The organism is uncultured Sunxiuqinia sp. (assembly GCF_963974515.1).
Classification (GTDB): Bacteria; Bacteroidota; Bacteroidia; order Bacteroidales; family Prolixibacteraceae; genus Sunxiuqinia.
Window position 1 is genome coordinate 1 of the sequence record NZ_CAXBDD010000095.1, and the last position, 15,350, is coordinate 15,350.

Below are 15,350 nucleotides of genomic sequence, written 5' to 3' on the forward strand. Positions count from 1 at the left end.
ATGATGGGGCATGGCCAGAGGGCGCGGGGCAGCACTGAGCCGATGCAATTTGGAATTTGAAACATGGAATTTGGAAATTAAAACTATCGGATATGTCAATGGATCGAATCATAGAAAAGAAAAAGGGGCTGAAAATGAAGCACCTTTATATCGTGGGAGGAGTGCTTCTGTTTCTGCTGTTGCTCTATCAGATTTTGCTGGCTGATCACCAATCGGTGTACCGTGCCGAAAAAGATAAGCTGACGGTCAGTGCCGTTGAGGATGGCCAATTTAACGACTACATTACCATTATTGGGCAGGTGGAGCCAATCACGACCATTTACCTGGATGTGGAAGAAGGAGGAAAAATAGAAGAAATTTATATAGAAGAAGGTGAAATGGTCAAGGAAGGTGACGTGATTTTGAAACTTCGAAATACCGATCTCAACACCACGATCATGAATATTGAGTCGCAACTGTCGTATCACGCCAATGAGCTTAGAAACACCCAAATTCAGATTGAGCAACAACAAATTCAAAACAGACAACAGAAATTGGAAATTGACCTGAAGGTAGTTCAGGCGAAGCGGAAGTTTAAACAGTACGAACGGTTGTTTGAGGAAGATTTGGTGGCGAAGGAGGAGTATTTACAAGCGAAGGAAAGCTATGAGCTTTCGCTGAAGGAGCAGGAGCTGACTTATCAGAAGATGGTTCAGGATTCCATCTTCAGGACAAATCAGCGCCTCAGCATGGACAGAAGTCTTGAAAACACGCGCCTTAGTTTAAGCATGACTCGCGAGCGACTGGAGAACCTCAATGTAAAAGCCCCGGTTGACGGACAGCTGGGTTTACTCGATGCGGAGATCGGACAATCTATTTCACAAGGTCAGCGGCTGGGACTCATTCATATTCTGACTGATTTCAAAATCAATGCCCGGATTGATGAACACTACATTGACCGGGTACGCCGCGAATTGCCTGCGGCTTTCGATCGCGGAGGAACTACTTATCAGCTCAATGTGAAGAAGGTTTACCCCGAAGTGCGGGAAGGACAGTTTAAGATCGATATGGTCTTTGAAGGTGAAAATCCCGATAACATCCGAACCGGGCAAACTTACCACATCAAACTGGAATTGGGGGAATCTGAAAAAGCAGTGTTGCTGCCGCGCGGCGGGTTTTTTCAAAGTACCGGAGGGCAATGGGTTTTTGTGCTGAACGAAAATGAAACAGAAGCAGTCAAAAGGCCAATCCGCATCGGCAAGCAAAACCCGCAGTACTACGAAGTACTGGAAGGCCTCCAGGCCGGCGAAAAAGTCATTACCTCAAGCTATGAGCTGTTTGGGGAGAACGATAAAATTGTGCTGCGATAGCGAAGGGCATGGAACAGAGAGCACAGGGGAAAGGGCAGAGGCAATTCAGTATTAATTCATAAATTGGACTGGACAAACTAAAAATGAATATGATGGCACACTTTAGGTCTATGGATTTGGACACCTGGACAGAGTCAATTGCGTTAAATGATCAAATATTGGATGATTTGGATTCATTGAGTCGAAAAATTACAAACTTTAGAAAAACACGATTAAAAAACTAAGGCAAAAGGCGTGCGCTATGCATCGTGCTCTTGGCACTTTGCTCTTCGCCCCATGCCCCATGCAATCCTACAGCTATGATACGAACAATCAACCTTACCAAAGTATTCCGCACCGAAGAGATTGAAACCAGTGCGTTGGATAACGTTTCCCTGCATATTCAGCGGGGCGAATTTGTGGCCATTATGGGGCCGTCGGGATGTGGCAAGTCAACCTTGCTTAATATCATCGGCCTGCTCGACAACCCCACCGGCGGACAGTATTTCTTCGATGGAAAAGAAGTCGGGCAGTTAAAAGAACGTAACCGCACCCAGCTTCGCAAAGGGAACATCGGCTTTGTGTTCCAAAGTTTTAACCTGATTGACGAGCTAAACGTGTATGAAAATGTGGAACTTCCGCTTATCTACCTGAAGCTGAAAGCCCGCGAACGCAAAGCGATGGTCGAAAAAGTGTTGGAACGGATGAAAATAAGCCACCGCCGTAAGCATTTTCCGCAGCAGTTATCGGGTGGGCAGCAGCAGCGTGTGGCCATTGCCCGCGCCGTGGTCGCCAATCCCAAGCTGATCCTGGCCGATGAGCCCACTGGTAACCTCGACTCGAAAAACGGGCTGGAAGTGATGAACCTGCTTACTGAACTGAACCGCGAAGGAACCACCATCGTGATGGTAACCCACTCGCTGCACGACTCCGAATTTGCCCACCGCGTCATCAACCTGTTTGACGGACAGGTGATTACCGAGGAGTTGAAGATGCAGTTGGGGGATATGCTGCTGTGAAAAATGTCTGAACGATCATTTTTGTGATTAAAGGATTAACATGATTTAGAAACGATTAACTGATCATCATGTTCCGCACCATTTTTAGAATATCGGTCCGAAACCTCATGAAACACAAGGTGTATTCATTGATCAATGTGTTCGGGCTCGCATTGGGGTTTACCGCCTTTATCCTGATCGGGCTGTTCATTCAGCACGAATTAGGCTGGGACAAAGCAAATATCAACTACGACCGGATTTACCGAGTACAACGGCACTATGCCAAAACCATGTACGCGATGGATGGGAACGATATTTCGCCGCACTCACGGGCGATTACGGCACAATTGCTGGAGAGGCAGTTCCCGGAATTTGAAAAGGTGACGGTCATCCGTGAGAATGGCGGTAAATTTCTGGCCTCTGAACCCGAACGCCAGGTTTACGAAGAATATGGAATTTGCGCTGACAGTTGCTACCTCGATGTCTTTAGCTGCCAATTTGTGGAAGGGAGCCGGCAGAATGCCTTGTCGGAACCGTTCAGCATCATCTTATCCGAAACAATGGCCAAAAGACTTTTCGCCGGTGAAAAGGCAATGGGAAAAACAGTTACCATTGAAAAGAAATTTGATCTGAAAGTTACAGGTGTCTATGCCGACTTACCTGACAATACAACGGTCCGGCCCAATTACATCATTTCATTTTCAACCTTGAAACACACGGACGGAATTACCCGGGGCGACCTTTATTCGGGCGATTGTATGACATTCACCCTGCTCAGGCCCGGCGTGGATTATCAGATGCTTGAAAAAAAGATTAAATCTGTGTTTTCCGGATTTCGCGGAGTTGAATTCGAAGAACTTCAGTTGTGCCCGATGGACTTGCTTTATTTGGACTTTAACGGACATGGACACTATTATGTGGTGCTTACGTTGTACGGATTAATCGGCGTGTTTATCCTGATCATGTCAGCGTTCAACTACATTAACCTGACCACCGCCAATGCATCAACCCGGGGAAAAGAAGTAGCCGTAAAAAAAGTAAGCGGCAGTAACAGGGCAACGCTTATTGCGCAATTTCTGGGCGAAACGATCCTCATTTCAATGCTTGCGCTGGGAATGGCCTTTGTGTTTGTCGCCATTTTCCTGCCGGTTTTTGCCGGAATAGTTGGTCGTCAGCTGGATTTTGGAATAACAGGCAATTGGCAGTTTATTGGCATGATGGTTCTAGTTTCATTTGGCGTTGGGCTTTTATCAGGCATTTATCCTGCCTTGTTTTTATCATCCAACAAAATCGTATCCTTGTTTAAAGGTGAGGTGTTCAGCAAAGGCCACGAAAAATTCAACCTGAAAAAAGCGCTGGTCACTTCCCAGTTTGCCATTTCCGTTTTTCTCATCCTGATCACACTTTCTTTTTCGCTGCAAATCAGGCACCTGACTCAAAAAGAATTGGGATTCAACAAGGAAAACATGCTTTACACTAAAATGACTGCCACTAAAAACGGAACCACTTTTAATCAATTGCGCGACCGCATGTTGCAACATCCCGAAATTATTGACGCTTCCATGTCGAAACACATTCCTTTTGTCAGCTTTGGTGGGGGAATGACTAACTGGGAAGGGGGAAACCAGGACGAGAAAATTAATTGCCGGTTCAATCAGGTTGGTTACGACTATGTCCGGAACATGGGTATTTCACTGGTTGCCGGTCGCGATTTCTCGCGCTCGTTCCCGGGCGATGTTGGTAAAGCCTGCCTGATCAACGAAACGGCGGCCAAATGCTTTGGCTGGGACGACCCCATCGGAAAACGCTTGAATAATAATAAACTCACGGTTGTTGGCGTGGTGAAAAACTACATTTACAAAGACATGCACAATGGCATTGAGCCTTCCATTATGGTGCTTGCACCAGAAGAAATTGCCGGCACCTGGACGTTTGCATTCCGGGTTGACCCAAACAATTACCAGAAAGCCAATACAATCCTGACCCGCGAATTCGAAGCGGCTTTCCCCGATGATCCCTTCGAGTTTAAAGACCTGCCAACGGCCTTCGCCAACGAGAACACGTTTAAAATTTATCACGCTGTTAACCGTACGATCCTGTTTTTTACGGTGTTTAATGTATTCCTGGCAATGATCGGTCTGCTCGGTTTGGTTTCGTTTACCGTTTTTCGCCGCACAAAAGAAATTGGCGTCCGCAAAATCAACGGAAGCACATCGGTCAACATCTTTTACATCCTGAGCCGGGAATATTTTATCCTGTTGTTTTTTGCCCTGCTGATCGCAATTCCCTCTGCCTGGTGGGTATACGAATGGATCCCGAGCGCCAATAAACTGCACGCACCGCCTTGGGTGTTTGGTTTGGGTGCGGCGATTCTCTTTGTCATTATTTTATTGACGACCAGCTATCAAACGGTTAAAGCGGCTACGAGGAACCCGGTTGAGGCACTCCGGTATGAATAATAGGCAGGGTTTCACTTGGAGTGAAGCTCTGACAGGGCAAAGCGTTGACGAAAAAGTCTGATTCAGGATTTGCAGGATGGAAGGATTATCAGCATTGAAAGGGAATGGAGCAAAGGGAAAAACCTGCCAGCGCCTGAACAAACCTGACAGCGTATGGCGAAGAGGGATAAATCAATTGTATGGACCTAAAAGTACGAACGAAAACAAAAGGATATGAACCTGTTACAACTGAAAGCTTTGATCCGCACCTTGCTGAAGCGGCGTTTTTTGTCGGGAGTCCAAATTGCCGGACTGGTTACCGGTTTTGGTATTGTTATTTTTCTGGTTGCCAAAATCAACTATGAGCATTCGTATGACAAGTTTTGGAACAATCACCGTTCGGTGTACCGCGTGGCGCTCGACCTGAAACATCAGGATGGGCGGTCCACCGTTTCAGCAAAAAACTTTCATGGCTCATCGGAACTGCTCGATGAGGAGTTGCCGGGGATTATCGCCCATTGCAACATGGCCCCCGATAAGATTACGGTGTACAACCAGGAACAAATGATCCAGGATGTGGACTGGTTTTGGAGCGATACAACCTTTTTCAGCGTGTTCGAACGAAAAATCCTTTATCGTGAATCTGCGCAATTGTTTGGCGATGTCCGCGGGATCGTCATTTCCGCTTCGTTTAGCCGGAAATTGTTTGGCGACGAAAACCCGATTAACCGGGAGATCACGCTGAACGAGGGCTGGCGATTTTTGGTGAAGGCTGTTTTTGAAGACATTCCTTCCAACAGCCATATGAAGATTGACGTGCTTGGCAGTTATCAATCGCTGAGCTACTATATGAGCAATTTCGACAACCGCGCGCAGGTTTTGGTCGAGAACCCTGATTACGCCTACAGCAAAGCTTCGCCATACATGGGCAGCCGTTGGCGTTCGGCAATGCAGCACCGCCCGTATTGTTATATCCGGCTGGATGAGAACACGCGGATTGCCGATGTGGAAGCATCCGTTGCCCCGGCGTTGGGCAAGGTAGGCTTTCCCGACAACCTGGCCGACAGCAAGATAAATTTCATCTTTCAACCCCTTGCTTCCATCCACTTGCGTTCAAACCTTGACGGCGAGTTGCAGGCGAGTGGAAGCAACATGCAAGTCAACTTTCTGGTCGTGATTTGCCTGGTGGTTATGCTGGTATGTTTTGTGAATTATCTAAATCTCAGTACCATTTCAACCCTCGAAAACCGAAAAAGCTATTCCATCCGGCTGATCAACGGGGCGGGGAAAGGGAATGTTTTTCTCGAATTGTTTATGCATAACTTTTTATTGTTTTTCTCTTCCCTGTTGTTGGCTATTCCATTGGCCATTTTGTGGGTAACCAGGCAGCTTCCGGATGCAACAGTTTCCGCAGCAATATTCCTTTATGTTGGCTTGGCGGCTTTGGCCGGTACATGCCTGGCCTCCCTAATCCCATTTTTTTCGGTTTTCCGCCAGCCGGCATATATGCTGATGAAAGGCGTATCGCACAATTCCGGTGCAAATTGGTCAGGGCGAAAAGTCTTGGTGGTTGTGCAATTTGCCATCACCATCGTTTTGCTCATCTCAACCGTTGGTATCTATAAACAGATGCAATTTGTGATGAAAGAGCAACTTGGCTTTTCAGGCGGGCAGACAATATTTAGTTACACGCCCATGTCGATGACTAACCATCCGGACATCCCGCTGAAGCTGGCCACCTTCCGTAATGAAGCACTTGCCTTGCCCGGTGTCAAATCATTCAGTGCCAGCTCTTCAGTGCCCGGAAGAATAATCAAACGCAGCCAGGAGAATGTCATGCCTTCCAACTCGGACGAACCTTTTGCGGCAGCTTTTGGTGAAGTCAGCATCGACGACCAGTTTCAGGATACCTATAACCTGAAGCTGTTGGCGGGCGAAAACCTTCGTCAACAATCAAACTGGATTTCCGATGAAGTTTTGCTGAATCAGTCAGCAGCCAAAGCGATGGGATATATTCATCCGGCCGATGCCATTGGGGCAGCTTTTTCTGTTGGCGACCGCTCCTTTAAAATACGCGGTGTAGTGGCCGATTACCACCATGTTTCGCTGCATTTCCCCATCCAGCCAATTATCTATTTTCAGAACCTGGACTGGGAGCTTTCGGTGGGGTACTACTCGTTTCATATCGATGCTGCCAATACCGGAGCCATCGCGCGCGATCTGTCTAAAATCTGGAAAAAGCTCTATCCGAAGGATGAGTTTCTTTATTTCTTTTCGGATAAAGAGTTCGAATCCCAGTACCGCAGCGACTTATCTTTTAACCAAATCTTGACCTTTTCTGCGCTGATGGCTCTGCTCATTTCCTGTCTTGGCTTGCTGAGCCTCGCCATGTTTAATACCAACCTGCGGGTGAAGGAAATCGGCATCCGCAAAGTCAACGGTGCCCGCATTTCTGAAATTTTAACCATGCTCAACAAAGACTTTATCAAATGGGTCGTTATTGCCTTTGTAATTGCCACGCCCATCGCGTACTCCGCCATGAATAAATGGCTCGAAAACTTTGCCTATAAAACCAACTTAAGCTGGTGGATTTTTGCTCTGGCCGGTTTACTGGCGCTGGGAATTGCATTGTTAACGGTAAGCTGGCAGAGTTGGAGGGCAGCTGCAAGGAATCCGGTTGAAGCTTTGCGGTATGAATAAAATGTCGGGACTCCCGACAAATCTGGACAAGATATGATTAAAACAGATGAGAGGATTACGGTGATTATTTGGGTAAAGATCAGAAAAACGTCTCGGCGCCTGCAAGACACAGCGTTTGAGGGCAGTGAAACATCAGGCAAATCGTGGCTCAGCCAATTTGAAACTACAAAAACAACAATAAATGATTGGGTACAACATTAAATTAATTGTCCGCAGAATTTGTCAGGACAAAGCTCTTTCCACCATTAGCGTGGTCGGATTGGTTATCGGAATTGCCTCATTTCTGATTCTGTTTTTGTATGTTTCAAACGAAAAAAGCTTCGATAAGCATTTTGCCGATTACGAACGAATTTACCGGGTGACTTCCATTCCCGAAGGTCTGGAAGAGACTCCATGGGCGCGAAGTCTGGGAATAATTCATCCCGCCACTGCAACAATTCCGGAAATTGAAAAATCCACTCAGTTTTCGCACTGCAAAGTGGGAACCATAAAAATGGGTGAACAATCGTTTCAGCAGAACGATATCATGTCGGTTGACGAAAGTTTTATCGAAATGTTTTCGGTACAATCAAAAATGGGAGATTTGTCGGAAGTTTCGAAACCCAACACCGTGTTTGTTACCGAGGATTTTGCCGAAAAATATTTTAAAAACGAAAATCCTGTTGGAAAAACAATTACTATCGAAGCTTTGCAATATGCACGAAATGTGGGGGATTACGAAATCCGCGGGATTGTAAAAAACACGCACCCGAAAACGCATTTCAACTACGAACTGCTGCTTTCACAAAAAGGAGGTTTGCAGGAAAGATATGAAGCGCAGCCCAATCAGAAAACTCAATGGGTCTACAATTATATTAAGTTGGATAAAACATCCTCGCCAAAACAAATTGAGGACAAATTATTAAGCTTCTTCGATACCAGCAATTTGAAAGAAACCCGGGGACCAAAAGCGTATCAATTTCAGTTGGTGCCGATGGACGATATTCATTTAAAATCGGATTTTCGTTTTGAATTAAAAGAGAGTTCAAGCAAAATAAATATCGGGTTATTTGTAATCATTTCGTTTGTCATTTTACTGGTTTCGCTGCTCAATTTTGTTAATCTCACGATAGCCAAACTAATAAAACGGTCGAAAGAACTGGGGTTGAAAAGATCAATTGGCGCCACGCAAAGCCAATTAACCGTCCAGATTTTATCCGAAGTGTTTCTGTTTTGCCTGGTTTCCATACTTCTTGCATTGGGGCTCATCGAAATCATTAAACCTTATATCAATCGGTTTTTTGAAATCGACTTTAATATTTATTATTCTGAACCTGCAGTTTACCTGAGTGTACTTTTGGTGTTGGGTTTTTGTCTGGGATTAACCGCCATTTTTGTCGGATTCTTTCTTTTGGGAAAATTGTCTGCCATCGATATTCTTTCCGAAAAAATCAATTATTCGGGAAATCATATCCTGGAATCGTTGCTCGTTTTACAAATTACCATCGTGATTATTATCATGTCGTCCACTTTTTTGGTGAACAGACAGCTCAGCTTTGTATTAAATCAACCGCTGGGTTTCGATAAAGAAAATGTGGTTGTCCTGAACCTGAAAGATTTTTCGAAAGACCCAGCAATTTTTGCACGCGAGTTAGAAAAACAAAGTCAGGTAGTTTCGGTTGGAATGACAGCGCAACATTTTGGTTATCCGTCACAGGGCTTTCCTTTAGAAGGTTTAGGAATTGACGGAACAGCAGGTTTTGTTTTTGCCAATTACAATTACCTGAAAACCATGAATATTCAGCTTTTGGAAAACTGGATTAGTCCATCGGCAGACACGGTGCGCGGGATGGTAATCAATAATCATTTGTATAAACGGCTGCTGGAGAGACACGGAAGTATGGATGCCTTAGAAGCTTTTAGTGAATCACAGCCACTGGAATCGGACCAGACCCGTATTAATTTTCTTGGAGTGGCCAAAGATTTTCATTACAGTTCGGCACACGAGGCCGTTGGCGACTTTGCATTTTGGCTAGATGAATCGAGAAGCAGTGCACGATTTATTCATGTTCGTTTAAATCCCGGAAATCTTCGTGCAGGAATAGATAAAATCAGGGAAGCCTGGAACACGCATTACCCGGGTCAGGAATTCGACTATTTCTTTATGGACGAAACCATTGCATCTCAGTACAAGGCGGAAACCATTTTAAGCGGGATACTTCTTGCCTTTTCACTTATCGGGATTTTAATCAGCATGCTTGGAATCAGTGCACTTGCCTTATTTATTTCGCAACAACGCACCAAAGAAATCGGCATCCGAAAAGTGAACGGCGCAAAGGTTTCTGAAATCCTGTCCATGCTGAATAAAGACTTTGTAAAATGGGTATTCATTGCTTTTGTAATAGCCACGCCCATTGCTTACTATGCCATGAATAAATGGCTCGAAAACTTTGCCTACAAAACCAGTTTAAGCTGGTGGATCTTTGCTTTGGCCGGTTTACTGGCGCTGGGAATTGCGTTGCTGACAGTAAGCTGGCAAAGCTGGAAAGCGGCCACGAGGAACCCTGTGGAGGCGCTGCGGTATGAGTAGTCAGGGTTTCACTTGGAGTGAATCCCTGACTACTCAACAGAACCATAGTATTTGAGGAACGAAAATACAGAGAAAAAAATCAGGGTGAAGGCATATGAGATAGTTGATATAATGCAATGAATCGAATAGTCAACTTAAAGGGAGGTAATTTTATGGAGGAAAAAATGGAATTTATTGATAGACACCAATTTAGAAATTGGTTGGTGGAAAATCATAATGAAAGTAATGGTATTTGGATAACCTTTGATAAAACAGGAAAGATAGCGTTATTAAAACCAAATGAAGCACTTGAAGAAGCGTTGTGTTTTGGTTGGATTGATGGACAAATAAAAAGCATTAATGAACAAATGTATCAGAAGAAATTTACTCCAAGAAGAAAAGGCAGCAAATGGTCTGAAAAGAATAAAGAGTTAACTAAAAAATTAATAGCAAATGGTATTATGACAGAATTTGGGTTGAGTGCTATTGAACAAGCCAAAAGAGATAAAGGGTGGGGTGCAAAAAAGGGAGAGCCCATTTCAGATGAACAAGTTAAGGATTTCAATAAATTATTAGAAGGTTTTGAACCTGCGTTAACTAATTTTCTGAAAATGTCTCCATCAGTTAGAAAGACCTATACTGCTCTGTACTTAGATGCCAAAAAGGAAGAAACCAAAATAAAAAGACTGAGTAAAATTATTGAACGTTTAAATGAAAATAAAAGACCAATGTAAGTAGATAATCAGTGGAATACCTATCATATTATGGACTTATATGTAGTGAATGTCCGGTTTATTTTGCAACGAAGGATGATGATGAGAAGATGAAAGAACAATCAGCAAGAGAATACGCTTTTGAAGGTGTGATTATGCAATAATATCATGAGAAAATTAAGTAAATTAAAATGGCTGATCTTAGCAATCGTCTGGTGTGGATTTACTGACCAGGAAAACGAGATCAAAGCCACTTATCTGGCAAATTGTGGGTTTTTATACGAAAATGACAAATCGAAGATACTCATTGATCCTTTTGGTACTGAATATGGTAAGTTCTTTTATTTGCCTTCGGAGAAAACAAAATGGAATATTATTAAAGGGAATGCTCCATTCAACAAGATTGATTTGCTCTTGATTACCCATATCCACGGGGACCATTTTAACGCAATACTGACCGAAAGCTTCCTTCTGAATCATAGCAAAGCAAAAATGATTTGTCCCTCACAAGTATATAAACAGATGAAAGATTCTTGTAGCAGTTTTGCCAAAATAGAGCCGCAGATTATTAGTCCTGACTTGTCCATGAACGAATCGAAAAGGATAATAATAAACGACTTTTCAGTTACGACGATACGAATGCAACATGGGACTGATCGCAGGCTTGAAGGGTTAAGTAATTCGGATTATACCGAATATGAAAAAACAGAGAATTTTGGATACGTTGTCCATTTTGACAAGAAGAATGTTTTCCATCAGGGGGATGGCTGTCTCAGAATAAATGATAAAGCATTAAAAAATATTGATTGTCCCATCGATATTGCACATCTAAGCTATTTTGACTGGGATTCGATTTCAATGGAGATCGTGAAAAGGGATTTAAAGGCTGATAATGTGATTTTTATGCACGGGACAAAACCTGCCAAAGAATTGGATTCGGAACAATTCCAAGGAGTAAAACCTCAGATTATTTTTTTCAATCAGGAATTGGAAAGTAGAATATTCGATTAATTCTTCGCAGTTATTTTGACTCTTGATATGCATAAACTTACGTTGAATCAACTCTAAAAGGACAAACAAAAAATCGCAGAAAGAAAATGGTGACATATTTATTTAAACCAACATTTCGCCGCGTATTTCGAAAAGGCGAACACGCTGCCACACGGATTATATCGCTTACTGCCGGACTGGCATTCGGTATTTTGCTTTTATCGGAAGTACTGTATTATTATAGTTTCGATAGTTTTTATCCCGATGCAAACCGCATCTATGTGGTACACGAGAATTTTAAAGCGGACAAATCGTCGGATAAGATGGAAAGCTACCGGGGGGTCAGCGGCGCTATCGCCCCCGGCTTAAAAGCTGAGGTTCCGGGCATTGAAGCAGCAACAAGGCTCAACAGCATTGGCTCGTCTGTTTTTTATACTGACGACAAAAAGAGTTACGAAGCGCATTTTGCGCTGGCCGATGAATACCTGTTCGACGTGCTTCCGGTACCAATTATCAGCGGGAATCCAAGAGAGATTCTTAAAAGCCCGATGACCTGTATGATTTCCACGAAAGTGGCTAAAGAAATTGGAGGCGATGTTACCGGAAAGGTAATCGAGCTAAAACGATATGCTGGCAAAAAACTAACGATTGCCGGGGTTTTTGAAGAACTGCCTGAAAATACCAACTATGAATACGATATCCTTATTTCGATGGTTTCTACCAGTCAGTTTTTCGCATGGGACGGCTCTACAAATTGGATGGGAAACGACCGCTATTATGCCGCCGTAAAACTGGCTCCAGGAGTAAACCCCGAGAGCCTGGAGCCTGCTGTACGTCAAATGCAGGTCAAACACCAGGATATCGAAAAGTTGGAACAGCAACAGGGAGGGACAGTTCTGAAATATTCCTTTAAACCCATAAGGAAAATGTATTCCGATGGGGTAAGAGATATGATACTTATACTTACGACCATTGCTTTTGCAGTTCTGTTTGTATCGTTTATGAACTATATCCTGTTAACGCTGAGCGCCCTGATAAAACGAGCCAAAAGTTCGGCTATTCATAAAACCTGCGGTGCCGAAGCCCGGAACCTCCGCCAATTAATTTTTTTGGAAACCTTTGTTTTGTTTCTTATTTCACTGGTTGGCGCATTTCTTCTCATCTGGCTCATCAAACCTCTTGCCGAAGCACAGGTAGGGCATAAACTTGTTTCAGCAATAAACCCGCAGGTTATTTGGCCACTGCTTTTCCTTGTGGTGTCGTTGGTGGTATTAACCAGTTACCTTCCTGGCAGGTTTTTCTCACGCATACCAGTGGCAACAGCTTTTCGCAATTATCAGCAGAAAAAGAATCGGTGGAAATTGGTGTTACTTTCATTCCAGTTTGCCGGCGCCACATTTATCCTGACCATGCTGGTGGTTGTTAGCATGCAATACAGCAGTCTCGTAACTGCCGACCACGGTTACCGGACCGAAGGAGTTTATTTTGGAGCAACCGGTGGAATGGAGGGCAGGAAAATCGCAACATTACTAAATGAGTTACGATCTGTTCCCGGAATAGAGAAAGTAGGTTTAGGGTACCGTTTGCCCATAGAGGGAGCCTCGGGTAACAATATTTTTTCGTCCGGCAGGGAGAAGGAACTGTTTAACGTTGCCGATTTCTATTTTATTGACGAAAATTATTTGTCGATACTCGACATCCCTGTTATTGAAGGAGAAAGCTTTTCGCGACAGCATTCCGTGGTCAATGACCTGCTCATCAGTAAAAAAGGAGCTAAGAAACTGAAAGTGTTTAACGGGTGGGAAAACGTGGTGGGTCACGAGGTTGATATTAGCGAACACGGAGTATCGACTATCCGCGGTGTTTTCTCTGATTTTATTGTGAATAACATGACCGAACCCGATCTTCGTCCATCGGTTTTTTACTATTACCCGGCTGAAAAGTTTGAGCAGGTAAGGGCCGAACATTCATCGTTTCTGTTTTATGTACTGATAAAAACCAGCAAACCGGCAGAAGCCGGTATGTTGAAAAAACTTAGCGATGTGTTCAATCAGTTTTTACCCTATCAGGATGCTGTGGTAAAAAGCCTGGAGATGGAACAAAAAGCAAGTTACCAATCAGCGCAAGGGTTCCGCAATACGATGATGTCCGGGAGTGTCATCATCCTGTTAATCACTGTCATCGGCTTGTTGGGCTACACCTCGAACGAAGCAGCCCGGCGGCGTAAGGAGTTGGCAATTCGTCGAATAAGCGGCGCCAACCTACCAGACATACTTCGGATTTTTATCCTTGATCTCGGATACGTAGCTCTGCCTGCAGTGCTTTTAGGATTAACAGGGGCCTGGCTGACGATCAGCAGATGGATGCAGCATTTCGCCACCAAAGTTCCGTTACATTGGGCAATTTTCATTGGGAGCAGCCTGTTCGTGTTGTTGCTTGTAGCATTCATCGCTGCTCTAAATTACACACGGACTGCAAACCGCAACCCGGTGGAGGCGCTGCGGTATGAATAAAATCTCTGAACTCCCGACGGGGCAGGAGTTCAGGTATTTAGCTTATAACTTAAAATAAAACAAGATGATTCGATTAACACACATTGACAGGTATTACGATTCCAAGTTTCAACGAACATTCGTATTAAAAGACATTAACTTCGAGGTAAATGAAGGTGAGTTTGTCAGCATTATGGGCCCCAGCGGCTCAGGGAAATCAACCTTGCTGAATATTATTGGATTGCTCGATTCGCCTTCGGAAGGGCGGTATGAGCTGTACGACAATTCGGTGCTTGACCTGAAAGAAAAAGCAAAGGTGGAATATCACCGCAACTTCATGGGCTTTATTTTCCAGGCTTACCACCTGATTGAAGAAATGACCGTGTATGAAAACATTGAAACCCCGCTGATCTACAAAGGAGTGAAAAGCCGTGACCGACAGGCCATGGTGGCTGACTTGCTCGACCGCTTCAATATGGTAGCCAAAAAAGACCTGTTTCCACAACAACTGTCGGGCGGGCAACAACAGCTTGTGGGTATCGCACGCGCCATTGTTGGCAAGCCAAAGCTCTTGCTGGCCGACGAACCGACCGGCAACCTGCATTCAACCCAGGGCGAAATGATTATGGATGTGCTAAAGAACCTGAACAGGGAAGGCATGACCATCATTCAGGTCACCCACAACGAAAGGTTTGCCAATTACGGAAGGCGGATTGTCCGGTTGGAAGACGGATTAATTCGTCACGATGAAAAACAAATGGAAGCACGTGTCTAAAAACGTTTTGACCAGGATTTGCATGATTAACCGGAAACGTTAATTCTTAAAATTGGACGAATCAAAGCCGATCAGTGGATGGCTTAGATGACAAATCTTTTGACAATAACTGTTAAGAAATTAGACACTTTGCGAGTAGGTTTTTGATGTTTTATTTGATTAGTAGTATGTTAGGGATGTGGTATGGTTTCTGAATGTCTTCGGAAGTAAAAAAGACTTAACGATGTTTAAATATAATTTCCTCCTTGTCTATCGCAATTTCAAGCGAAATAAAAGTTCGTTTTTTATCAACCTGATTGGACTGTCGTCGGGCTTAGCCTGTGCATTGCTAATCTATCTTTGGGTGAACGATGAGTTAAAGGTGGACA

At 44.0% G+C, this 15,350-nt stretch carries 9 protein-coding genes; all 9 read left to right on the forward strand.

The features are described from left to right. The first annotated feature begins 98 nt into the window (after positions 1–98). The 9 genes from AAC033_RS15615 to AAC033_RS15655 all read left to right on the forward strand — a co-directional run bounded on the left by AAC033_RS15615 (position 99) and on the right by AAC033_RS15655 (position 14,982). A complete protein-coding gene (locus AAC033_RS15615; protein WP_339739783.1) occupies positions 99–1,349 on the forward strand; it encodes an HlyD family efflux transporter periplasmic adaptor subunit in 1,251 nt (416 codons plus the stop codon). Positions 1,350–1,648: 299 nt separating this feature from the next. Further along, on the forward strand, positions 1,649–2,347 hold the full coding sequence (locus AAC033_RS15620; protein ID WP_339739786.1) for an ABC transporter ATP-binding protein: 699 nt from the start codon (positions 1,649–1,651) through the stop codon (positions 2,345–2,347). 107 nt (positions 2,348–2,454) lie between these two features. Continuing rightward, complete coding sequence (locus AAC033_RS15625) at positions 2,455–4,785, forward strand: ABC transporter permease (protein WP_339739788.1); 2,331 nt, start codon at positions 2,455–2,457, stop codon at positions 4,783–4,785. A gap of 213 nt (positions 4,786–4,998) precedes the next feature. Continuing rightward, positions 4,999–7,464 (forward strand): FtsX-like permease family protein, encoded by a 2,466-nt coding sequence (locus tag AAC033_RS15630; RefSeq protein ID WP_339739790.1) that lies wholly within the window; start codon positions 4,999–5,001, stop codon positions 7,462–7,464. Positions 7,465–7,645: 181 nt separating this feature from the next. Beyond that, positions 7,646–10,033: an FtsX-like permease family protein gene (locus AAC033_RS15635; RefSeq protein WP_339739792.1), complete on the forward strand. Its 2,388-nt coding sequence runs from the start codon at positions 7,646–7,648 to the stop codon at positions 10,031–10,033. 152 nt (positions 10,034–10,185) lie between these two features. Continuing rightward, a complete protein-coding gene (locus AAC033_RS15640; RefSeq protein WP_339739794.1) occupies positions 10,186–10,746 on the forward strand; it encodes a YdeI/OmpD-associated family protein in 561 nt (186 codons plus the stop codon). Positions 10,747–10,893: 147 nt separating this feature from the next. After that, positions 10,894–11,736, forward strand: a complete 843-nt coding sequence (locus AAC033_RS15645) for an MBL fold metallo-hydrolase (protein ID WP_339739796.1) — start codon at positions 10,894–10,896, stop codon at positions 11,734–11,736. Positions 11,737–11,822: 86 nt separating this feature from the next. Further along, positions 11,823–14,228 carry an FtsX-like permease family protein gene (locus AAC033_RS15650; protein ID WP_339739798.1) on the forward strand — a complete coding sequence of 802 codons (2,406 nt, stop codon included), beginning with the start codon at positions 11,823–11,825 and terminating at the stop codon, positions 14,226–14,228. 64 nt (positions 14,229–14,292) lie between these two features. Continuing rightward, positions 14,293–14,982: an ABC transporter ATP-binding protein gene (locus AAC033_RS15655; protein WP_339739800.1), complete on the forward strand. Its 690-nt coding sequence runs from the start codon at positions 14,293–14,295 to the stop codon at positions 14,980–14,982. Positions 14,983–15,350 lie beyond the last annotated feature (368 nt).

Excerpts from the sequence above, each read along its gene's own strand:
- AAC033_RS15620 (WP_339739786.1), top strand. The coding sequence starts at position 1,649 with ATGATACGAACAATCAACCTTACCAAAGTATTCCGCACCGAAGAGATT.
- AAC033_RS15635 (WP_339739792.1), top strand. The coding sequence starts at position 7,646 with ATGATTGGGTACAACATTAAATTAATTGTCCGCAGAATTTGTCAGGAC.
- AAC033_RS15655 (WP_339739800.1), top strand. The coding sequence starts at position 14,293 with ATGATTCGATTAACACACATTGACAGGTATTACGATTCCAAGTTTCAA.
- AAC033_RS15615 (WP_339739783.1), top strand. The coding sequence starts at position 99 with ATGGATCGAATCATAGAAAAGAAAAAGGGGCTGAAAATGAAGCACCTT.
- AAC033_RS15645 (WP_339739796.1), top strand. The coding sequence starts at position 10,894 with ATGAGAAAATTAAGTAAATTAAAATGGCTGATCTTAGCAATCGTCTGG.
- AAC033_RS15625 (WP_339739788.1), top strand. The coding sequence starts at position 2,455 with ATGAAACACAAGGTGTATTCATTGATCAATGTGTTCGGGCTCGCATTG.
- AAC033_RS15650 (WP_339739798.1), top strand. The coding sequence starts at position 11,823 with ATGGTGACATATTTATTTAAACCAACATTTCGCCGCGTATTTCGAAAA.
- AAC033_RS15640 (WP_339739794.1), top strand. The coding sequence starts at position 10,186 with ATGGAGGAAAAAATGGAATTTATTGATAGACACCAATTTAGAAATTGG.
- AAC033_RS15630 (WP_339739790.1), top strand. The coding sequence starts at position 4,999 with ATGAACCTGTTACAACTGAAAGCTTTGATCCGCACCTTGCTGAAGCGG.